The organism is Bittarella massiliensis (ex Durand et al. 2017) (assembly GCF_009876955.1).
GTDB lineage: Bacteria > Bacillota > Clostridia > Oscillospirales > Ruminococcaceae > Bittarella > Bittarella massiliensis.
This window is the reverse complement of record NZ_WWVY01000004.1, coordinates 175,563-197,600: the sequence shown is the minus strand read 5'-3', so window position 1 is coordinate 197,600 and position 22,038 is coordinate 175,563. Positions and strand designations below refer to the sequence as shown.

General features: G+C 67.4%; 20 protein-coding genes and 1 pseudogene. All 21 read left to right on the top strand.

The annotated features are described in order from the left end of the window. Window positions 1–964 (top strand): YibE/F family protein (locus tag GT748_RS06900; protein ID WP_161222323.1); only part of this gene is annotated, 964 nt, incomplete at its 5' end. 198 nt (window positions 965–1,162) lie between these two features. Next, window positions 1,163–1,820 (top strand): annotated as a pseudogene (locus GT748_RS16090) (response regulator transcription factor). After that, the gene (locus GT748_RS15490) at window positions 1,820–2,821 is read left to right on the top strand and encodes a sensor histidine kinase (protein WP_044992154.1); all 1,002 of its coding nucleotides are present in this window, start codon (window positions 1,820–1,822) and stop codon (window positions 2,819–2,821) included. The pseudogene GT748_RS16090 and the gene GT748_RS15490 overlap by 1 nt, the downstream one beginning before the upstream one ends. A 124-nt stretch (window positions 2,822–2,945) precedes the next feature. After that, complete coding sequence (locus GT748_RS06885) at window positions 2,946–3,629, top strand: ABC transporter ATP-binding protein (protein WP_021658751.1); 684 nt, start codon at window positions 2,946–2,948, stop codon at window positions 3,627–3,629. Further along, complete coding sequence (locus tag GT748_RS06880; protein WP_021658750.1) at window positions 3,626–6,196, top strand: ABC transporter permease; 2,571 nt, start codon at window positions 3,626–3,628, stop codon at window positions 6,194–6,196. Before GT748_RS06885 ends, GT748_RS06880 begins: the two co-directional genes overlap by 4 nt. Window positions 6,197–6,283: 87 nt before the next feature. Next, entirely contained in the window at window positions 6,284–6,808 is a 525-nt protein-coding gene (locus GT748_RS06875; protein WP_021658749.1) for a nitroreductase family protein, read from the top strand. A gap of 211 nt (window positions 6,809–7,019) precedes the next feature. Further along, window positions 7,020–8,474, top strand: coding sequence for a sensor domain-containing diguanylate cyclase (locus GT748_RS15970; RefSeq protein WP_021658747.1), 1,455 nt, complete (start codon window positions 7,020–7,022; stop codon window positions 8,472–8,474). A gap of 123 nt (window positions 8,475–8,597) precedes the next feature. Next, the gene (locus tag GT748_RS06865) at window positions 8,598–9,041 is read left to right on the top strand and encodes a prepilin-type N-terminal cleavage/methylation domain-containing protein (protein WP_021658746.1); all 444 of its coding nucleotides are present in this window, start codon (window positions 8,598–8,600) and stop codon (window positions 9,039–9,041) included. Between the two features lie 100 nt (window positions 9,042–9,141). Continuing rightward, window positions 9,142–9,924 (top strand): prepilin peptidase, encoded by a 783-nt coding sequence (locus tag GT748_RS06860; RefSeq protein WP_052537610.1) that lies wholly within the window; start codon window positions 9,142–9,144, stop codon window positions 9,922–9,924. A gap of 33 nt (window positions 9,925–9,957) precedes the next feature. Continuing rightward, window positions 9,958–11,166 carry a type II secretion system F family protein gene (locus GT748_RS06855; RefSeq protein ID WP_021658744.1) on the top strand — a complete coding sequence of 403 codons (1,209 nt, stop codon included), beginning with the start codon at window positions 9,958–9,960 and terminating at the stop codon, window positions 11,164–11,166. 32 nt (window positions 11,167–11,198) lie between these two features. Next, window positions 11,199–12,107, top strand: coding sequence for a type IV pilus biogenesis protein PilM (gene pilM / locus GT748_RS06850; protein WP_021658743.1), 909 nt, complete (start codon window positions 11,199–11,201; stop codon window positions 12,105–12,107). Then, window positions 12,104–12,691, top strand: coding sequence for a hypothetical protein (locus GT748_RS06845; RefSeq protein ID WP_161213548.1), 588 nt, complete (start codon window positions 12,104–12,106; stop codon window positions 12,689–12,691). The genes pilM and GT748_RS06845 overlap by 4 nt, the downstream gene beginning before the upstream one ends. 18 nt (window positions 12,692–12,709) lie before the next feature. After that, entirely contained in the window at window positions 12,710–13,336 is a 627-nt protein-coding gene (locus tag GT748_RS06840; protein ID WP_021658741.1) for a hypothetical protein, read from the top strand. Between the two features lie 33 nt (window positions 13,337–13,369). Continuing rightward, the gene (locus GT748_RS06835) at window positions 13,370–15,274 is read left to right on the top strand and encodes a type II secretion system protein (protein ID WP_161213549.1); all 1,905 of its coding nucleotides are present in this window, start codon (window positions 13,370–13,372) and stop codon (window positions 15,272–15,274) included. A gap of 21 nt (window positions 15,275–15,295) precedes the next feature. Then, the gene (locus tag GT748_RS06830) at window positions 15,296–15,664 is read left to right on the top strand and encodes a type II secretion system protein (protein ID WP_021658739.1); all 369 of its coding nucleotides are present in this window, start codon (window positions 15,296–15,298) and stop codon (window positions 15,662–15,664) included. Then, window positions 15,648–16,220, top strand: a complete 573-nt coding sequence (locus GT748_RS06825) for a hypothetical protein (protein ID WP_021658738.1) — start codon at window positions 15,648–15,650, stop codon at window positions 16,218–16,220. Before GT748_RS06830 ends, GT748_RS06825 begins: the two co-directional genes overlap by 17 nt. A 39-nt stretch (window positions 16,221–16,259) precedes the next feature. Further along, complete coding sequence (locus tag GT748_RS06820; RefSeq protein ID WP_021658737.1) at window positions 16,260–17,930, top strand: GspE/PulE family protein; 1,671 nt, start codon at window positions 16,260–16,262, stop codon at window positions 17,928–17,930. 37 nt (window positions 17,931–17,967) lie between these two features. Beyond that, window positions 17,968–19,014: a type IV pilus twitching motility protein PilT gene (locus GT748_RS06815; protein ID WP_021658736.1), complete on the top strand. Its 1,047-nt coding sequence runs from the start codon at window positions 17,968–17,970 to the stop codon at window positions 19,012–19,014. Window positions 19,015–19,028: 14 nt separating this feature from the next. Then, window positions 19,029–19,952 (top strand): prepilin-type N-terminal cleavage/methylation domain-containing protein, encoded by a 924-nt coding sequence (locus GT748_RS15965; RefSeq protein ID WP_044992140.1) that lies wholly within the window; start codon window positions 19,029–19,031, stop codon window positions 19,950–19,952. A gap of 280 nt (window positions 19,953–20,232) precedes the next feature. After that, window positions 20,233–21,342, top strand: coding sequence for a CPBP family intramembrane glutamic endopeptidase (locus GT748_RS06805; RefSeq protein WP_021658733.1), 1,110 nt, complete (start codon window positions 20,233–20,235; stop codon window positions 21,340–21,342). After that, complete coding sequence (locus tag GT748_RS06800) at window positions 21,342–21,821, top strand: nucleoside deaminase (RefSeq protein ID WP_021658732.1); 480 nt, start codon at window positions 21,342–21,344, stop codon at window positions 21,819–21,821. The genes GT748_RS06805 and GT748_RS06800 overlap by 1 nt, the downstream gene beginning before the upstream one ends. The last annotated feature ends 217 nt before the right edge of the window (window positions 21,822–22,038 follow it).

The following is a 22,038-nucleotide window of genomic DNA, read 5'->3' as shown; positions in this document are numbered from 1 at the left end:
CGTCCAGGTGCTGCTGCGCAGCGGCGCCCACCGGGGGGAGACGGTCACGGCCGACAACTCGGCCAGCTATCTCTACGGGGCCGCCTGTCGGGTGGGCACCCGGGTGGTGGTGCAGCTGGGCGAGTACGGCGGCGCCCTCACCGCCAGCGTTTACAACTACGACCGGGGCGGGGTACTCTGGGCCCTGGTCGGCCTCTTTTTGGCGGTGCTCTGCGCCATCGGGGGGAAGCGGGGCCTCAAGTCGGCGGCGGGGCTCGTCTTCACCTTTCTCTGCGTCCTCTTTCTCTACCTGCCCCTGCTCTACTTGGGGGTCTCGCCCTTCTGGGCGGCGGTGTCGGTGGTGGCGCTCACTACCCTGGTCACCCTCTACCTCATTGGCGGCCCCACCCGCAAAAGTCTCTGCGCCATCCTCGGCACGGTGGTCGGGGTGGTGGCCGCCGGGGGGATCGCCGCCCTCTTTGGGGCCCTGGGGAGGATTTCCGGCTACAACGTCAGCGACATCGAGACCATGATCGTCATCGGCCAAAACAGCCGCCTACAGGTTGGTGGGGTCCTCTTCTCCGGCATCCTCATCGCCTCGCTCGGGGCGGTGATGGATGTGGCCATGTCCATCTCCTCCACCGCCAGCGAGCTCATCGCCCAGACCCCCTCCCTCACCCGGCGGCAGCTCTTTCGCAGCGGCATCAATGTGGGGCGGGACATGATGGGCACCATGTCCAACACCCTGATCCTGGCCTTTACCGGCGGTTCGGTCAATACCCTGCTGGTGATCTACGCCTACGATATGCCCTACCTGCAGGTGATCAACATGTACGCCATCGGCATCGAGATCCTGCAGGGGCTGGCGGGCACCCTGGGGGTGATCCTGACGGTCCCGGTGGTCGCGGCCCTCTCGGCCTGGGCCTTTGGCCAGCGAGAGGTCGCTCCCGCTGAACAAACCCTTAAAATACGTATAAACAAATAGATGTAATACTAACTGTAATAAAAATAGGATGGCAATCACCGCCTTCCCTCTCACCGTTCCCCCGGGAACTGGCAGAAACTTCCCCGCCCCCATTGTGACGAAATCGTCACCCGCAGGGGGGCGGGGTTTGCTATAATAGAGGCAAGTTCGACCGTGGGGGACCTGTGTCGCCCCCGCGGGGAAGGGGGGAGCGCGGAGATGCGCATTTTGCTGGTGGAGGACGACCGCACCATCGCTGCCGGTCTCTGCTATTCGCTGCAGGCCGAGGGCTACCAGGTGGAGCACTGCACCACCTGCGCCGACGCCCTGCGGGGGGTGGAGGCGGGGGGCTGGGACCTGTTGCTGCTGGATCTGACCCTGCCCGACGGCAGCGGCTACGACATCTGCCGCCGGGCCAAGGCCCTGGGGGACACCCCGGTGGTCTTTCTCACCGCCTGCGACGAGGAGGTCAGCGCGGTGATGGGGCTGGACATGGGGGCGGACGACTACGTGACCAAGCCCTTTCGCCTGCGGGAGCTGCTCAGCCGCATCAAGTCGGTGCTGCGCCGCAGCGGCCGGGGCGGGGGGGAGACCTCCCTCGCCTTCGGCGCCCTCACCATCTGCCCCCAGCGCGCCCAGGTGCGCTTTGCCGGGCGGGAACTGGCCCTCACCGCCCTGGAGTACCGGCTGCTGCTGACCTTTGCCGCCCACCCCGGGCCAACTGTTGGAGGGGATCTGGGACGTGGCGGGCAACTTTGTCAACGACAACACCCTCACCGTCTACATCAAGCGGCTGCGGGAAAAGCTGGCCGCCGCCGGGGACGAGGGGCGGATCTCCACCGTCCGCGGCCTGGGCTACCGAATGGAGGGGGAGTGATGCTGCGCGGCCAGGAGGGGAAGCTCGCCGCCGTCCACTTTGTGGCCCTGTCCGCCGCGGGGACGGCCCTCTGCTTTGCCGTCGCCCCGGCGGCCGGGTGGATCTGCCTCTCCCTCTGCGCGCTGCTGGGGGGCCTCTTCGCCGCCTTTACCCGGCGGCGCTACCGGGAGATCCGCCGCCTCTCCCAGTACCTGGCGTCGGTCTATTCGGGGGGCAAACCCCTGGACATCCGCGACAACCGGGAGGGGGAGCTGAGCATCCTCAAAAACGACCTCTACAAAATCACCTGCGTCCTCACCCGGCAGGCCGAGCAGCTCCACCGGGACAAGGACTACCTGGCCGAGGCCATGCAGAACATCTCCCACCAGCTCAAGACCCCCCTCACCAGCCTCTTTGTCATGACCGAACTGCTGCGCTCCCCCGACCTGCCGGAAGATAGGCGGGAGGAGTTCTGGCAGAGCACCAGCCAGTCGCTGGAGCGGATCCAGTGGCTGGTGGGCACCCTGTTGAAGTTTTCCCGGCTGGACGCCGAGGCCGTCGCCTTTGCCAGGGAGGAGCTCTCCCTGGCCGACCTCCTGGCCCGGGCGGCGGCCCCCCTGCGCCCGCTTTTAGAGGGGCGGCGGCTCTCCCTCTCCATCGACTGTCCCCCCGCCCTCACCTGGCGGGGGGATGGGGAGTGGACGGCCGAGGCCCTGGGCAACCTCCTCAAAAACTGCGCCGAGCACACCCCGCCCGGGGGCGACATCCGGGTGCGCTGCAGCGAGAACCCGCTGCACACCGAGATCGCCATCTGCGACAGCGGCGAGGGGATCGACCCCGGCGACCTGCCCCACCTCTTCGAGCGCTTTTACAAGGGCAAAAACGCCGCCTCCGACGGGGTGGGCATCGGCCTGGCCATGGCCAAGACCATCCTGCAGAGCCAGAACGCCGACGTGAGCGCCCGCAACCGCCCCGAGGGCGGGGCCGAGTTCTCGGTCAAGCTCTACAAGCAGATCGTCTGAAGGTGACTAAATGGTCACCGCCCGGGTCACCCCCGCGTCACCTGCCAAAAGTAGAGTGGGGCCAGGCGGGGGAGCGTGCCCCCGCCGATCACCGGGCCCCGGCCCGCATGGGAGGAATGGTTTGATGGAACTGTTGCGCGTGGAAAACCTCTGCAAACACTACGGCGGCCGGGAGACCGGCACCGACGCCCTGAAGGGGGTCTCCTTCACCGTCGAAAAGGGGGAGTTCGTGGCCATTGTCGGCCCCTCCGGCTCGGGGAAGAGCACCCTCCTGCACATCCTCGGCGGGGTGGACCGCCCCACTTCCGGCCGGGTGCTGGTGGACGGGGCCGACGTCTACCAAATGGACGAAAACGCCCTGGCCATCTTCCGCCGCCGCCAAATCGGGCTGATCTACCAGTTTTACAACCTGATCCCCGTCCTCAATGTGGAGGAGAACATCACCCTCCCCCTGCTGCTGGACGGGCGGAAGGTCGATCCCTTCCGGCTGCAAAACCTGGTGGAAAAACTGGGCCTGGGCGAGCGGCTCGGCCACCTGCCCAGCCAGCTCTCGGGCGGGCAGCAGCAGCGCGTCAGCATCGGCCGGGCGCTGATCGCCAGCCCCGCCCTGGTGCTGGCCGACGAGCCCACCGGCAACCTGGACAGCAAGAACAGCGGCGAGATCATCGGCCTGCTGAGGGACTTTCACCGCACCCTGGACCAGACCCTGCTCATCATCACCCACGACGAGCGCATCGCCCTGCAGGCCGACCGCATCATCGCCATTGAGGACGGGCAGATTGCCCAGGACGAGGTGATCCGCCGATGAACATCATCCACCGCCTCACCCTCAAAAACATGGCCCAAAACCGGCGGCGCACCCTGGTCACCGTGCTGGGGGCCGCCGTGTCGGTGGCCATGCTCACCGCCGTCTCTCTCATCGCCGTCTCCTTTTTGGACATGATGCAGCGCACCGTGCTGGCCGACACCGGCGACTGGCACGTCCGCTTCGAGGGGGTCTCCCCGGCGGCCCCCGCCGCCGTGCGCGCCGACAGCCAGACCGGGTCGGTCACCACCCGGGGGCTGCTCTCCTACGCCGAGCCGCCGGAGAGCCTGGACACCCAGCGCCCCTACCTAGCCCTCTGGGGCTACGACCCCTCCGACCAGTCGGCCGCCCGGGCCCCCCTCACCCTGGAGGAGGGGCGGCTGCCCGAGCGGGCGGGGGAACTGGTGGTCTCCCGCGCGTTTTTGGAGACCTCTGCCCTCGACTGGCAGGTGGGGCAGCAGGTGGTGCTGCCCACCGGCCGGCGGCTGGCCCCCGACGAACAGAGCGGTGAACTGTTGCCGGTCTCCCCCGCCTCCCCCGCGGCGGACGGGGAGCAGTGGCTGCCCGAGGGGAGCGAGCGCTACACCCTGGTGGGCATCGGCTCCTTCTCCACCGGCCTGGAGCCCAGTTGGAGCCGCAGCTACACCGGCATCACCTGTCTGCCCGACGGGTACGGCGGCCAGCTGGAGGTGTCCGCGTCGATGGCCCACCTCGACCGGGGGGTCTACGACTGGGGCGACCGCCTCTGGGAACAGGTGGGCGGCGCCCGCACCTACAACAGCGAGCTGCTCTTTTACATGGGCATCACCGACGACAACACCCTTTACAGCACCCTCTTCGGGGCCCTGGCCATCGTCTGCGGGGTCATCCTCGTCGGCTCGGTCAGCCTCATCTACAACGCCTTCGCCATCTCCCTGGCCGAGCGGGGGCGCACCTTCGGCATGCTCTCCAGCGTGGGGGCCACCCGCCGCCAGAAGCGGGGCAGCGTCTTTTTTGAGGCGGCCCTCATCGGGGTGGCGGCCATCCCCCTGGGTCTCTTCGCCGGCTGGCTGGGCATCAAGATCACCTTCGCCTGCATCGGCTCCATCGTCCAGGAGATGTTTCGCGCCGCCCAGCCCCTGCGGGTGGTCATCGCCCCGGCCGCCGTCTGCGCGGCGGTGCTCCTCTCGGCGGCGGTGCTCCTCCTCTCGGCCTGGGTGCCGGCCCAGCGGGCCTCCCGCATCCCCCCCATCGAGGCCATCCGCGGCAGCCGGCAGGTGCGCATCTCCCCCCGGCAGGTGCGCACCTCCCCCATCAGCCGCAGGCTGCTGGGGTTTGAAGGGGAGCTGGGGCTGAAAAACAGCAAGCGCAGCCGCAGCCGCTACCTGGCGACCCTCCTCTCCCTCTTTGTCAGCGTGGTGCTCTTTCTCACCGCCTCCACCTTTACCTATTACATGGGGCGCTCCTTCTCCATGACGGTGGAGGACGTGCAGTTTGACTACACCGTCAACTTCCCCTACACCAGCGACAGCCAGCGCGACCGGCTGGCCGCCGGCATCCAGGCCCTCCCCGGCATCGAGGAGAGCGCCTGCACCCAAAGCCTGTACGGCCAACTGACCCTGCGCCCCGAACAGCTCACCGCCGAGGCCCGGTCGGCCATCTGGCAGCGGGGAGACGGGCTCTACCCCATGGGGATCCAGGTCTACGCCCTGGACGAGGCGTCCTTGCAGAGGTACTGCCGGCGCGCGGGGCTCGAGGCCGCCCCCCTGCTGGGCGAAAGCGACAAGGGCATCCTCCTCTCGCCCCAGCTCTACCGGGTCGGACACGAGTTCCGGGAGCTGCGCCACCTGGCCGACCCCCTGGGCAGCGAACTGACCTTTGCCACCGGCGAGGTGGGGAGCCCCCAACTGCGCCTGCAGATCGCCGGGGTCTCCTCTGAGGCCCCCATGCCGGTGGCCGGGGCCATGGGCAACAGCTCCACCCTGGCGGTGCTGGTCTCGCAGGACACCTTTGCCGGCTGGCTGGACCAGATGGGGACCGACTCCCGCACCGCCTCCGTGATGGTGCGCGCCGCCGACCCCGACCTCTTTTACAGCCGCCTGCTCCAGTACCAGAAGGAGACCCGCAGCGAGTGGAGCGTCACCGATTTCACCCGCTACCGGGAGCAAAACAGTCAGCTCCTGCTGCTGGTGGAGGTCTTTGTCTACGGCTTTGTGGCCCTGGTGGCGGTGGTCTGCGGGGCCAACATCTGGAACACCGTCTCCACCGGGGTGGCCCTGCGCCGGCGGGAGTTCGCCATGCTCCACTCGGTGGGCATCTCCCCCCGGGGCTTCCGGCGGATGATGCGCTGGGAGAGCCTCTCCTACGGGGTGAAGGCCCTGGCCCTGGGCCTGCCGGTGAGCGCCCTGCTGGCCCTGGGCATCTACAAGGTGCTGGAGCAAAACTTCGCCTTTGCCTTCTCCCTCCCCTGGGGGGCCTATCTGGCGGCGGTGCTGGGGGTGTTCCTGCTGGTGGGGCTGCCCATGTCCCTGTCGCTGCGCAAGCTCCGCCGCGAAAACGTGATGGACGCCCTGAAAAACGAGAACCTCTAAGAGCGCCCGGCATTTGCGCCCGCCCCCTGCCGGTGGTATGATGGGGCTGTGACCGGGCGGACCCCGGAAGAGAGGGAGGTTTTTTGTATGGACGTGTTGGAAGCCATCTACACCCGCCGCAGCATCCGCAAGTACACCGGCCAGCCGGTGGGGGACGAGGCGGTCAGGGCCCTGCTCAAGGCGGGGATGATCGCCCCCACCGCGGTGGACAACCGCGACTGGGAATTCGTCGTCACCAGGGAGCGGGCGGTGCTCGAGCGCCTGTCCGACTGCCTGGGCCACTCGGGGCTGATGCTGAAAGAGGCCCCCCTGGCCATCGCCCTCTGCGGCGACTGGGACCGGGCCTACCGCTGGGGCAGGGACTACTGGGTCGAGGACTGCGCCGCCGCGGCCGAGAACATCCTCCTGGCCGCCCACGGCATGGGGCTGGGCGCGGTCTGGCTGGGCACCTACCCCCAGACCGACAAGATGCGCCGGGTCGCCGAGACCCTGGAGCTGCCGGCGCACATCATCCCCTTCTGCGTCCTCTCCATCGGCTGGCCGGGGGAGACGAAGCCCGCCGCCGCGGACGAGCGGTACGACGAGGCGAAGATCCACATCGACCGCTGGTGACCCACCGGCGGGGGAGCCACCCCGGGCTTTTTGCCTGGGGTGGCTTTTTGCCTGGGGTGGCTTTTTGCCTGTCAAAAACAGAGAATTTTTTTTGGTATTTTTAGAAATGCCTTCCGACGGGCGGGATTGCGTGGTATACTGGTGAAAATCGAGGGGCTGCCGCGGGCGGCCCCTCGCCCCGCAGCGGGCGGGGCAAAGGGGGGCGCGCAGGGTGAAACAGGAGATCGGCCGCAGGCGAAAAAACCTGCTTCTGCCCACCTGCGCCATTGCCCTGGCCCTGGTGCTGTCGGTGCTCTCCTTTGTCTCCTACCAGCGGGGGCTGCGGGCCACCCTCCTAAAAAAGACCGAGGAGGAGATGGCCCGCTACACCCACCAGAGCGGGGCGATGGTCTCCGGCCTGGTGGAGGACTACTTTGCCCAGCTGGACGCGGTGGCCCTCTTCTGCGCCGGGAACGCCGACCGGGACAACGACAACATCGTCGAGCTGCTGCGCCGGCAAAACAGCCGGGACGAGGACTGCAGGCTGGGCCTCTCCGACCTGGGCGGCACCCTCTACACCGGCACCAGGGTGCCGGTGGACATCTCCGGGCGGGACTTTTTTCAGCGGGCCGCCGCCGGGGAGCAGGTGCTGAGCCGGGTGCACGGCAGCTGTCTGGACGGCCGCTCCTGCGTGGTGCTGGCCATCCCCATCTACGAGGGGGAGCAGGTGGCCGGGGTGGCCTATGCCGAGTACCCGGTGACCCACTTTACCGAAATGCTGGGCAGCGCCCAGTTTGCCGGGCTGGGGGCCACCATGGTGATCCAGCCCGACGGGGCCATGGTCTCGGGCTACGCCGGGACCGAGCGGTACGAGACCTTTTACGACGCCATCGGCCAGATGGACTTTCAGGGGGCAGACACCCTCGCCAGCCTGCGCGAGCGCGTCGGGGCGGGGGAGTCGGGGCTCTTCACCTACTACCGGGGCGGCAAGGCCCGCTACCTCTACTTTGAGCCCGCCGGGGTGGGGGATTGGACGGTCCTCTCCCTGGTCCTGGCCGAGTCGGTGGAGCGGCAGTTTTCCACCATCAACGGCCGCTCGGTGACCCTGATGGGGCTCAACCTGCTGCTCTACAGCGTGGTCCTCCTCTGCATCTGGCTGATCTGGCGCAAAAACCAGGCGGTGCTGCGGGCCAACCGCTGCGACGGGCTCACCGGCATCTACAACCGCGGGGGGCTGCGCGCCGCCGTGGAGCCCATGCTGGCGCGGGTGCCGGAAGGGGGGCGGGTGCACGCCTGCCTCTTCATCGACGTGGACGACTTCAAGGGGGTCAACGACCAGCTGGGCCACCAGGTGGGGGACCAGGTGCTCATCCAATTGGCGTCCCTGCTGCAGCGCACCTTCCGTCAGAGCGACGTGGTGGGCCGCTACGGCGGCGACGAGTTCCTGGTCTGGATGCGGGACGCCCCCTCGGCCCAACTGGTGGAGCACCGGGCCGAGCAGCTCTGCGAGTCGGTGGCCGCCTGTGACGACTTCCCCACCTCCATCAGTGTGGGGGTGGCCCTCTGGCCACAGGACGGCAGCGGTTACGACGAGCTGCTGCACGCTGCCGACCAGGCCCTCTACACCGCCAAAGGGGCGGGGAAAAACCGGGTCGCCTTTTTCCAAAATGCCGGGGAATCGGGGTAAAATAGTCTTGTTTTTTGAGAGAAAGGGCCGTATAATGGAACCATGTACACGGGACACGGCGGGCCGCTGTGTAAAAATGTTTGCTCTGCCCTTGGCGGAGCGCCGAGAAAAGAGGTCATTTGAATGAACAAATTGGCAACTCGTGCCAAGGCGCAGCTGCAAAAAAAGACCGGCAAAAAGGGCTTCACCCTGGTCGAGGTCATCGTGGTGCTGGTCATCCTGGCGATCCTGGCCGCCCTGCTGATCCCCTCCATGGTCAAGTGGATCGACAAGGCCCACGAGAAAGAGGCCATTGTCGAGGCGCGGACGATTTTGATGTCTGCCCAGACCATTGCCTCTGAGACTTACGAGAAAAACCCCGGATTGACCGAATTGAGTGGCGACCAGCTGACAAAAGTGACCGATTTGGCCAACATCGGCGGGAACTTTAAAGCGGGTACGAAGATTTCTGTCCTAAACGGCACGGTCACTGGTTTTACTTATGAGACTTCAAAGAAGTACCAAGTTGTATACAGTTCCACGGCTGCTGAAACTTTTACAGTGACGAAAATCGTTCCGAATCCGTAAATGTAAACGGTCTTTTTAGACAGAGGGCACCCTTGCGGGACTTTCCCGCAGGGGTGTTCTGAGATAAGGGCAAAAATGCCCGAGAGGGGAGGGTCCGCCAGTGCCAGCTTCGTACTACGTCGCCTGCACCGTGCTGGCCCTCCTCCTCTTTGCCTTCGGCAGCGTCATCGGCAGCTTTTTAAACGTGGTCATCTACCGGGTGCCCCAGGGCATCTCGGTGGCCAAAGGGCGCTCCTTCTGTCCCAGCTGCGGCAAGACCCTCCGCCCGCTGGACATGGTGCCGGTCTTTAGCTGGCTGGCCCTGCGGGGGCGCTGCCGGTCCTGCGGGGCCCCCATCTCACCCCGCTACCCCCTTGTCGAGTGCGCCGGCGGGGCGCTGGCCCTTCTCTGTGTGGGGGCGCTGGGCCCCACCCCCCTGGCGGCGGTGGCCTTTGGCGCCCTCTGCGTGCTGCTGTGCGTCGCCTGCATCGACGCCGCCACCATGGAGATCCCCAACGGGCTGGTGCTGGCCCTGGCGGCCTCTGCGCTGCTGGCGGTCCCCGCGGCGCCGGGGGTAGGGCTTCTCTCCCGCCTCCTCGGCGCGGCCGAGATCAGCCTGCCCCTGTTCCTCTGCACCCGGCTGGTGCCCGAGAGCTTTGGCGGGGGCGATGTAAAGCTGATGGCGGCCGCCGGCTTCCTGTTGGGGTGGCGCGCCACCCTGGCGGCCGCCTTTTTGGCCCTGGTGGGCGGCGGGCTCTACGGGGTCTGGCTGCTGGCCACCCGCCGCGCCGGGCGGAAGAGCCACTTCGCCTTCGGCCCCTTCCTGGCCGGGGGGATCGGGGTGGCCCTCCTCTGGGGCGAGGGGCTCATCTCCGGCTATCTCTCCCTCTTTGGCCTGGCCTAGGGGGTTTATCAAATCGGAAAGGGGGCGGGGCAGGTGCCCGTCTACCAGTACCGCGCCGCCGACAAGGGCGGCAAGATCACTGAGGGGGAGATGAACGCCCCGGCCGAGGCCCAGCTGTCCGAGCGGCTGCGGGGCGACGGGCTCTTCCTCCTCTCCTGCAAGGAGAAGGAGGAGAAGACCGCCTCCTACCGGCTGCGGCCGCTGGAACTCTCCGAGTTCTGCCGCGACCTGGGCACCATGCTCGGCTCGGGTGTGCCGCTGCTGCGCTCGGTCTCCATCCTCATCCAGCGCGACCCCAAGGTGCGCATCAAGCGGGTCTACCAGCACCTCTACCGCTCCCTCCAGCGGGGGCTCCCCCTGTCGGAGGCCATGGAGGAGCAGACCGGCGCCTTCCCCGAGCTGCTGATCCAGATGTACCGCGCGGGGGAGGCCAGCGGTCGGCTGGACCTGACCTCCCAGAAGATGGCCCTCCACTACCAAAAGGAGCACCGCCTCAACAGCAAGGTGCGGGGGGCGATGGTCTACCCCATCATCCTCCTGTGCCTGACGGTGGTCATCACCCTGGGCATCTTCCTCTTCGTCCTCCCCAACTTCTTCACCCTCTTCGAGGGGATGGAGCTGCCCTGGCCCACCCAGGTGGTGATGGCCATCAGCGGCGGGTTGGAGCGGTACTGGCTGTTCTGGGTCATCGGCGCGCTGCTGGCGGTGCTGGTCCTGGGGTTTGTGCTGCGCCTGCCCAAGGTGCGGCTGGCGGTGGACCGCTGCAAGCTGCGCCTCCCCCTGGTGGGCAAGCTGCTGCGCACCATCTACACCGCCCGCTTTGCCCGCACCCTCAGCTCCCTCTATGCCAGCGGGCTGCCCATCATCACCGCCCTGCAAAACGCCCGCGGCACCACCGGCAACCGCTACATCGGCGACCAGTTCGACGGGGTGGTGCGGCAGGTGCGCAGCGGCGGCGCCCTGTCCGACGCCATCGCCCAGGTGGACGGCTTTGACCCCAAGCTGGCCGCCACCATCCGGGTGGGGGAGGAGACCGGCAAGCTCGACGAGATGCTCGAGTCCACCGCCGAGTCCTTCGACTACGAAGCGGAGAGCGCCACCGCCAAGCTCACCGCCATCCTCGAGCCGGTGCTCATCATCCTCATGGCGCTGGTCATCGGCTTCATCATGATCTCGGTGATGCTGCCCATCTACTCCCTCTACGACCAGATCGGCGCCGGCGCCGGCAGTTACGGCGGCTGATCGAACCCGCTTTTTAAAGGAGAAAAAACACCATGGAATGTTCGGCATATATCGGCAACGAGGCCATCCACGCGGTGATGGGCCGGGCCGGGCGCAAGGGGGTGCAGATCGAGCGGGTCTGCTCGGAACCCCTGGCCCCGGGGGCGGTCATCGGCGGCGTGTTCATCGACGAGGCGGCCGTCAAGGCGGCCCTCTGCAGCCTCTGGGGCCGCAGCCACCTCCCCCAGCGGGGGGTGCGGCTGGTGGTGGGGGGGCGCTCGGTCTTCCTCAAGCGCTCGGTGGTCCCCACCCTCTCCCGCGGCAAACTGCAGCGGGTGCTGGTGGACGAGTTCCCCGAGGTGGAGGACCCCGCCGAGCTGCTCTACGACTACGCGGTGCTCACCCCCCGCCTCCCCGAAGGGGGCGGCGCGGTCCTCTGCACCGCCGCGCCCCGGGCCTTCATCCAGTCCTACCGGCAGCTGTTCGCGTCGGCGGGCATCGGCCTGCGCTCGGCGGAGCTGAACATCGGCGGCCTCATCAAGGTGGCGCGGCTCTCGGCCGCCCTGCAGCGGGAGAGCTGCGTGGTGGTGGTGCTCGACGACCTGGGCGTCGACCTGACCCTGCTGGCCGCCGGCGACTACCGGTTTTGCAACCGCTCCCGCCTGCTGGAGGGGCGGGGCACCCCCCAGTCCGCCGCCGAGATCGGGCGGCTGCTCTCCTCCATGGTGCAGTTCAACGCCTCCGAAAAGGGGGAGCCGGTCAAACACGTCTACCTGGCCGGCCTCAAGGAGGGGGAGGAGGGGCTCTGCGCGGCCCTGGCCGAGAGCCTGGGCATCGCCGCCGACCCCTTCCCCGACTGCCCTGAAATCGCCGCCCTGCCCCGCCGCAGGGGGTGCCAATTCACCCTTGCCGAGCACCTGTACGCCGTGGGGGGACTGATTCGGACAGGGGGGATCTGGTGATGAAGGCGCTTCGCAAAAAGGACATCGACTACCTGGCCCGGCTGAAGGACGGGCGGCGCAGCGGCCGCCCCATCCTCCGCATCGCCCTGCTGGCGCTCCCCTTCGCGCTGGTGCTGGGGGCCTTCGCCGCCGCCTTTTTCTACTACACCGGCGCCACCTCCCGCCTGAAAAAGGAGGACGCGCCCCTGCAGGCCTACCTGCAAAACCCGCAAAACCTCCAGCGGCAGAGCAAGGCGGTGGAACTCTCCGACCAACTGGCGGGCTACACCGCCCGGCGGGACGCCCTCAAGAGCGACCTGGACGCCCTGGCCGGCTACCCCCGACTCTACAAGGAGCTCTACCGGCAGGTCATCAGCCTCACCGGAAACGCCGTGCAGGTGGAGAGCACCTCCTTCTCCGACGAGACCGGGCTGCTGAGCCTGGAACTGTCCTCCTCCGGGGTGAAGGACGCGCCGAGCTACATCCAAAAGCTGCGGGAGTCCGGCCTCTTCCAGGACATCGCCTACCGGGGGTACGGCGTGGACGAACAGGACGGCCGCTACCACTTCACCGCCGACTGCCTGCTGGCAGCCTCGGCCCAATAGCCGCAAGGAGGGAACGCCATGACCAAATTGACCCGGCGGGAGCGAACGCTGCTCTACGCCATGTTTCTCATCCTCTTTGCGGCGGGGGCCTTTCTCCTGGCGCGGCCCCTGGCCGCGTCGCGGGATGCAGCCCAGGAACAGCTCGCCCAGGACAGGGAGGCCGCCCAGTTGATGGAGCGGCAGATCGCCCTGGCCCAGACCTATGAGGGCCAGATCAGCGCCTGCAAAGAGGAGATCACCGCCCTCTCCGGCAGCCTGCCGGCCCCCATGGTCTCCAACCGGGCCGACCAGATGGTGACCAACCTGGCCCTCCGCCACCGGTTGACCCCGGTGAAGGAGACCATCTCCGACCCGGTGAACACCCCCATCCCGGTCTACCTCTCCCAGCCCGCCGAGCAGGGGAGTGCCCCCCAGGGGGAGGAAGAGGCCGTCGGCGCCCTGGTCACCACCGAGATCGAGCTGCAGGCCTACGGCACCCTGTCCAACCTGCAAAACCTCTTGGAGGAGATCAAGGACCTGCCTGAACTGCGGGTCACCCAGTACAAGACCACCGTGGAGCGGAGCAAGGACGAGGCGGGCAACGCCTCCAGCCGCACCCTGTTCACCATCCACTTTGCCATCTACCAGTACCAGGAGGGCGAGTAGCCCCCAAACCGCCGCAGAAGGGAGGGATTTGCCGTGCGCGCCAAACCAAGAGAGCGGGGCTCCGCCATGCTCTGGTCGGTGCTGGTGCTGGCCATCATCGCCATCTTCGCCACCGGGGTGCTCACCCTGGCCCTCTCCTTCTCCCAGCGCAGCATCCAAAACGACAGCCGGCAGCAGGCCTACCTCACCGCCCGCTCGGCGGTGGATGCCCTCTCCTCCCAACTGCACGGGCTGGAGGCGGGGCAGTCCTCGGAACTGGTCCCCACCACCCCCGAGGGCATCCGGGTGGAGATCCCCCAGACCGAGGGGATGGGCAGTTGCACCGCCGTCCTCGCCCGGCCGGAGGAGGGGGTCATCACCATCACCGCCACCGCCCGCTACGGCAGCCAGGAGCAGACGGTGGTGGGCCGCCTCACCCGGGAGGGGGGCGGCGACGGCGACCTGCCGGTCACCGACCTCTCCGGCTTTGTGGGCTTTGTGGGCGGCCGGTGGGTCGTCAGCGGCCAGTTGGAGTTGGAGGGCGACGTGGGGGACGAGGACGCCTCGGCCATGTACGTGCTCGAGAGCATCGTTTCCGGCAGCCAGAAGGGCCACGTCCACGCCGACGTCCCCCCCGTCCTGGCCCCCGGGTACAGTTGGCCCAAAGAGGTGGGCTACGACGGCAAGAACCGGGAGCCGCTCAACCAGGAGATCACCGCCGCCCTCCCCCAGCTCACCTTCCCCGACGAGGGGGTGCAGACCCTCCCCGCCGGGGCCTGGCGCGCCACCCTGGGGGGCGGCCAGCAGTGGTACCAGTTCGAGGGGAGCACCTCCCCCTCGGTGCTGACGATCACCGGGGACCGGGACATCTACATCCGGGTCCGCCAGGGGCAGAAGCTCTATCTCAGCAAGATCGAGCGCGACGAGGACGCTGCCGACGTGCAGGTCTTTGTCCTGTTGGAGGAGGGGGCGTCCGGGCCGGGCGGCGTCTTTCAGACCGAGTACGGCTTTGAAAACCCCGACAACGCCCCCCTCTATCTCTGCGGCGGAGCGGGGACCAAGGTCAGCCTGGGCGGAGCCACCGAATTGACCGGCAGCATCTACTGCACAGGCGAGGTGGCGACCGGCCACAAGACCGAGCTGGAATACCGCCCGCCGGTCGCCGGCAGCACGGGGGAGGAGCCCGGCGGCGGGGCGGGGGAGAACAGCACCTTCACCGGGATGGTGGCCAACCACTGGTGGCTGGGCAGCTACACCTACACCTTCGGCACCTCGGAAACGCCCTGCGACATGGTGGTGCTGCAGGACTTTCGGGAGGTGGGCTCCCAAAACCGGGTGGTGACCTACCGCGCCCCCATCGTCAAATCGGGGGCCACCGGGGCGGGGGGCAACACCGTCCGCTGGAGCGTGGAGCCCCAGTGGAGCGAGAGCCCCGCCGTCCCCCGCCCCCGCCTGCCCAGCGGCCCTGCCGATGGGGAGACGGCCCCCCTGCGGCTGGAAGCCGGCGGCACGGTGGAGATCGGCGGCGAGGGGGAGCACTGGTACCGCTGCGAGGGCGGCTGGCAGTTGGGCGCCACCGTCCGGATGGTGGGGAGCGGCGACTGCTACCTCGTCGTCCCCGCCGGGCAGAAGCTGCAGTGCAACTTTATTCGCCCGGCCACCGAGGGGGACGCCCGGGTCTTCATCGTCCTCGAGGACGGCACCTCCCCCTGGAACCAGACCACCTTTGAGACCGCCTACAACACCGAGTGGAGCCAGCCGGACAACCTCAACCTCTACGTGTTGGGCGGGGCGGAGACCAACTTCACCCTCTGGGGCGGGTTTGCCGGCGCCGCCTATGTGGACCACCTGCAGTGCAACCGGGCGGACATCCAGTTCCACTCCCGCCCCACCGAGGTGGGAAGACCTGTCGCCCCGAGCAGCGGCCGCTGGAAGCTGGTCCGCTACGAGGCGGCTTGACAAGAGAGAGGAGGGCGCGAAATGGCGCGCAGAGAGCGAGCAAAAACCGCCGCCACCGGGGGGATGACCCTGGTGGAGGTGGTGGTTTCCCTGGCGCTGCTGGCCGTTGTCGCCCTCATCTTGGTGACCGGCTTCTCGGCGGCGGGCAAGCTCATCCGCCGGGGGACCGACACCAAAAACAGCACCGATAAGACCATCTCCGCCCTGGAGATGCTCGCCGGTGGCCTCTCCCCCGCCGACGAGGTGGACAGCACCGAGGAGGAGAGCACCCTCACCTACATCCTAAACGGCGCGCCCCGCAGCGTGAAGGGCCGCACCATCACCGTCACCGACCCGGAGGACCCGGCCATCAGCCACCGGGTCTTTGTCCCCGATGCGCCGGCGCAGTAGGGGCCCGGCCGCCCGCCGCGGCTGGACCCTGGTGGAGGTGTCGGTGGTGCTCTTGCTGCTGGTGCTGGTGGTGGCCCTGGCGGGGGGGATGATCCTCTCCGGGGGCAACCTGCTGGGCCGCAGCGCCCAGTTGGGGGAGGAGAAGCTCATCGGCGACACCGCCTGCCAGTGGCTCTCGGGCAAGCTGCGCTACGCCACCGAACTGCGCCTCGCCGGGGGGGACGACCTCTCCGCCCCCGAGGCCGTCTGGCTGGAGGAGGGCCGCCTCTGGTACCGAAACAGCGGGGAGGGGGCCCCCCAGCCCGGCCAGGGGATCGACTACTACGGCGACGCCTTCTACCAGGGGCGCACCCTGTCCGTCACCGCCGCCCTGCACGACCAGTACTACCTGGATCTGACGGTGCGGGTCCACCGCGCCGACGGGGCGCTCTGCTACACCACCCGCACCACCGTCAAGCTGCTCAACCTGGAAATCAGCGCCGCCCCGGCAGAGGGCCCGGCCGGCGCGGTCGAGGATCCGGCCTTTCTCTTTGCCAGCGGGCAGGGGGCGGACTGACCGGCCGCGGCCGCAACACAGAGGAAAAGGGGAGTATCCATGAAAAACATACCCATCGGCGAGGTGCTCAAGGAGTACAGCTACATCACCGAGGAGCAACTGCAGCAGGCCCTGGCGGCCCAGAAGCAAAACCGCAGCCGCCGCCTGGGCGAGATCCTCGAGGACATGGGCTTTGTCACCGAGCGCCAGAAGCTGGAGGCCCTGGGCCAGAGGATGGGGCTGCCGGTGGTGGACCTGGCCACCTACGAGGTGGACACCGACGCGGTGGGCAAGATCCCCAAGCAGTTGGCCCTGCGCCACGGGGTCATCGCCGTGGCCCAGCAGGGCGGCCACCTGGTGGTGGCCACCAGCGACCCCCTCAATTTCTACGGCACCGAGGAGGTGCGCCAGATCACCGGCCTGCCGGTGGACTCGGTGCTGGCCGAAAAGGCCCCCATCGACGCGGCCATCGCCCACTACTACGCTGAGATCGGGGCCAAGCTGGCCGCCGAGCGGGCCAACAAGGACGTGGAGCCCCTGCCCATCTCCCCCATCGAGGTGGAGGAGGGGGAGGGCGACGCCCCGGTGGTCAAGCTGCTGGCAAGCCTTCTGGACCGGGGTTACAACTCGGGGGCCAGCGACATCCACGTCGAGCCCTTTGAGCAGCAGACCTCGGTGCGGATGCGGCTGGACGGGGTGATCGTCGATTACGTCACCCTCTCCCCGGCCATCCACCCCTCCCTCATCACCCGCATCAAGATCCTCGCCGGGCTGGACATCGCCGAGCGGCGCCAGCCCCAGGACGGGCACTTTCGCCAGAAGGTGGACGGGCAGGACGTCAACATCCGCGTCTCCATCATCCCCACCATCTACGGGGAGAAGGCGGTGCTCCGCTTCCTCAACCAGAACACCCCCATCGACCGGGCGGGCCAGTTCGGGATGGACGACGACAACTATCAAAAGTTCTCCCAGATGCTCCGCTCCCCCCACGGCATCATCTACATGACCGGGCCCACCGGCTCGGGCAAGACCACCACCCTCTACATGATTTTGGAGCAGATGGCCGAGCGCACCCTCAACATCTCCACCATCGAGGACCCGGTGGAGAGGGACATCTTCCGCATCAACCAGATGCAGGTCAACACCGCCGCCGGCCTCACCTTCGACGCGGGGCTGCGGGCCCTCCTGCGGCAGGATCCCGACGTGATCATGGTGGGGGAGACCCGCGACAGCGAGACCGCCTCCATCTCGGTGCGGGCGGCCATCACCGGCCACCTGGTCTTCTCCACCCTCCACACCAACGACGCCCTCTCGGCCATCGTCCGCCTGCAGGACATGGGGCTGCCGGCCTATATGGTGGCAAACTCCCTGGTGGGGATCGTGGCCCAGCGGCTGGTGCGCAAGGTCTGCCCCCACTGCGCCGAGGAGTACACCCCCGACGAGACCGAGCGGGCCGCCCTGGGGGTCGACCTGCCCCGGTTGCGCCGGGGGAAGGGCTGCCACATCTGCGGCCACACCGGCTACAAGGGGCGCATCGCCATCCACGAGGTGGCGCTGGTCGACCGGCAGATCCGGCGGATGATCTCCGCCGGGGCCCCCATGGACGACATCACCCAGTACGCCCGCGAGAGCCAGGGGATGCGCACCCTGCGCGACAGCGCCCTGCAACTGGTGCAGAGCGGGGTCACCACGGTGGACGAATTCCTCAAGGTGACCTACTACGCCGACTGACACCGGCGCGAGACGAGAGAAACGAGGTTTTTGCAAGATGACCATTCAGGAACTGGTCGCCTGCGGGCGGCAAAACGGGTGTTCCGACATCCACCTCACCGTGGGGGCCCCGGTCCCCTGCGCCCTCCGCCGGGACGGCGCCCTCTTTCCCGCCCCTTTTTCCCTGGACAGCGGCGAGGTGGAGGCGCTCATCCGCGCCCTGGCCGAGGGCGAGCGGCCCGAGGGCCTGCGCCGGGGGGAGGACATGGACTTCGCCTTCGCTCTGCCGCAGGGGCGGCAGCGGGTCAACATCTTCTGGCAACAGGGCCAGCCGGCGGCGGCCATCCGCCTGCTGTCCGACCACATCCCCACCCTGGAAGAACTCTCGCTGCCCCCGGTGTTGGGGCAGTTGGCCGACAGCCCCCGGGGGCTGATCTTGGTCACCGGCCCCACCGGCAGCGGCAAGTCCACCACCCTGGCGGCCATGATCCAGCGCATCAACTGCAGCCGCCCCGCCCACATCCTCACGGTAGAGGACCCGGTGGAGTACCTCTACACCCCCGAGCTGGCCACCGTCCACCAGCGCGAGGTGGGGCGGGATGTGCCCTCCTTTGCCGCGGCCCTCCGCTCGGCCCTGCGGGAGGACCCGGACGTGATCCTGGTGGGGGAGATGCGCGACTACGAGACCATCTCCGCCGCCGTCACCGCCGCCGAGACGGGGCACCTGGTCCTCTCCACCCTCCACACCACCGGCGCGGCCCAGACCATCGACCGCATTGTCGACGTCTGCCCGCCCCAGGCACAGTCCCAGATGCGCTCCCAGCTCTCGGCCATCCTGCGTGGGGTCATCACCCAGCAGCTGCTCCCCCGGGTGGGGGGCGGGCGGATCGCCGCCACCGAGGTGCTGGTGGGCACCGACGCGGTGCTCAACCTGATCCGCGAGAACAAGTGCCACCAGTTGGACACCCCCATGCAGGCGGGGGCCGCCCAGGGGATGCACACCCTGAACGCCGACCTGGCCAACCTGGCCCGCCGGGGCGTCATCGACCGGCAGACGGCGCTGCTGGCCTCCACCTCTCCCGCCAACCTGCGGGAATACCTGTGAGAGGGGGGCGCGCGGTGAAGGCGAAAAAACAGGCCGCCCGCAGGGGGCGGCAGGGCTTCACCCTGGTGGAGGTCATTGTGGTGCTGGTGATCTTGGCGGTGCTGGCCGCCCTCCTCATCCCCTCCATGGTGAAGTGGATCGACAAGTCCCACGAGAAGATCTGCCAGGTCAACCGCAGCGACATCGCCCGCTTCTACCAGGCGGCCCTCCCCCTGGAGCCGGAACTGCAGCGGGACAGCCAGAACGGCCAGGCGGACAAGGTGCTGCCCTTCCTGCGGGAGACGGGCTACGTGGAGGAGGGGATGAAGTGCCCCGACGGCGGGGCCTACCTCTCCCTCTACGACAATGTGAACGGCGGGGTCATCTTCGTCTGCTCCAAACATCTGGGGGATGTGAGCGAGGCGGTGAAAAACCAGGTCAACACCGGTACCATCTACGAATACGGCTCCAGCGCCCTGAAAAACTACATCGACATCATGGGGGACGACACCCTCAGCAAGGACGAAAAGCAGAAGCGGCTCAAGGAGCTGGGGATCGAGAGCATCTTTGCCAACAAAGACCCCTCCCTCATCAACAACGAGAGCTTTCGCAACGCCGTCTACAAGAAAAACGGCGGCTGGGGCGAGTTGAAGGCGGACGGCCAGACCTTTTACGTCCAGCCCTACTACAACACGGTCAAGCAGGACAAGACGGAAAACTCCCTGGTGATTTTCGCCAACACCAACCCCAACAACAGCGGCAACTGGACGGCCAACTACATCTACAACCGCGACGACGGCAGCTGGTACCAGTGCGCCACCGGCTCCAAATCCATCAACGGCAAGAGCTGGAGCGACATCAAATACGACCTGGAAAATGAAAAGACCTATAACGGCTCCCCCCAGTGGGTCAAAGTCGACAAGGTCTTCGGCCTCCCCGACGGGACGGAGGGGGCGTAGGCCGGCAAAAGAGAGGGGTGCGCCCCTCTCTTTTGTGTTGCCGAAAAGGCGGCAACCTCTTCCCCCGCCACCAAAGGGGTCCCTCCTTTCTGGTATTTGCTGTAAACCCGCCACTTTTCACGGTTTGTTCAAACAATCGGTTTGATTTCGTCTGCGCGGATTGGTATAATGAGGACGATCATAACGGGTCGGCTTTTGGCGCACAAAGGCCGCCTTTGCGCGGACCGGCCGGCCAGGGCCGGCCGTTTTCCGCACAGGCGGCGAAAGGGGGGACAGGCAGGTGTACGGCGACGGCAGAGAGCGAGACTACGCGCAGCAGACCTTCGAGGGCTTTCCCCCGCCGGAAGAGGGGGAGGGCTACTCCTATTCCGCCGGCTTTGGCTACCTGGGCGGCCCCCAGGAGGGAAAGGGCAAAGGCAGGGGAAAGAGCGAACTGCAGATCCAGGAGATCCACCGCCAGGCCAACATCCTGGGGTTCGCCATCCTCCTCTCCATCTTCCTCTCCAACGCCTCCTTTTTCCTGCTGACCCGGCTCTTCGCCCTCCTCTCCTCCGGGGTGGTCATCATGCAAAATGGGCAGGTGCTGACCAACCAGTTCCTCCACTACTTCATCCGCCTGCTGGTCTACCTGGCGCAGATCGTCATCCCCTACTGGGTGGTCTCCTGCCTCAACGGGTTCCGCCTGAAAAAAGACCTTCCCCGCGGCCCGGTCAAGGGGCGCATCCTGGTGCCCTGCACCTTCATCCTGCTGGCCATCGGCATTGTCGGCATCGCCTCGGCCAACGTTCTCAGCGGCCTGGCTTCCCAGCTGAACATCCGCTTTGTCAGCAGCACCGAACCGGCCATCACCTCGGTGCCCGCCTATCTGCTCTACTTCCTCTCCCTTTCGGCGGTCCCCGCCGTGGTGGAGGAGGTGGTCTTTCGCGGGGTGGTGCTGCAACCCCTCCGCCGCTTCGGCGACCGCTTTGCAGTGGTGGTCAGCGCCATCGTCTTTGCCATGGCCCACCAGAGCTTTGTCAAGGCCCCCAACATGTTCTTCGTGGGCCTCTTCCTGGGCTATGTGGCCATCAAGAGCGGCTCCATCCTCACCACCGCCATCCTCCACTTTGTCAACAACGCCCTCAGCCTGGTGCTGGCCACTTTGCAGACGGCGGTGAGCGCCTCCACCTACTCCCTGCTGCAAAACAGCCTCTTTGCCCTGCTGCTCCTGCTGGGGGTCTTTTCCATCGCCTACCTCTCGCGGCAGTACAGCGCCATCTTCGCCATTGAGGACTACGAGGACACCAACACCCTCACCACCAAGATGATCGCCTTCATCGGCTCGGGCGGCTTCGTCATCAGCCTCTGCATGGTGGCCTTCCTCATGGCCTCCCAGGCCCGCATCCTCTGATGGACAGGCAGTACATGGGCCTCGCCCTCGATTTGGCCCGCTGTGCGGCGGCCCAGGGCGAGGTGCCGGTGGGGGCGGTGGTGGTGCACCGCGGCCGGGTGGTGGGCTGGGGCTACAACACCAGGGAGCAGAGCAAAAACGCCCTGGACCACGCTGAGATCAAGGCCATCGACATGGCCTGCCGCAACCTGGGCGGCTGGCGGCTGCCCGACTGCGCCCTCTACGTCACCCTGGAACCCTGCGCCATGTGCGCCGGGGCCATCATCAACGCCCGCATCGACCGGGTCTGCTTTGGCGCAAGGGACGAGAAGTTCGGCGCCTGCGGCAGCGTGGTCGACCTCTTTTCCCAGCCCTTCACCTACTGCCCCAAAGAGGTGGTCCAGTTGATGGAGGAGGAATCCCGCCAGCTCCTGCGGGAATTTTTTGCCGGTCTGCGGGCCCGCAAGCGGGCCGAAAGGGAGAAAGGGCGGGAGGGATAGCCCTCCTCTGCTTTGCACAAAAAAAGACCGCCGGTCGGTCCCATTCGGGTCGGCCGGCGGTCTCTTTCTGCCGCGAAAGGTTTCCCCTCTTTGACCGCCGAGCAGCAGAGCGGGGGAGCGATACATCTGCCGCCCGCCAAAATGGCAGGGGAAAAGCCGCCCCTCCACCCCGGTCTTGTAGGGCATGTCCATCCCCTGCAACCGGTGCCAGACAGCG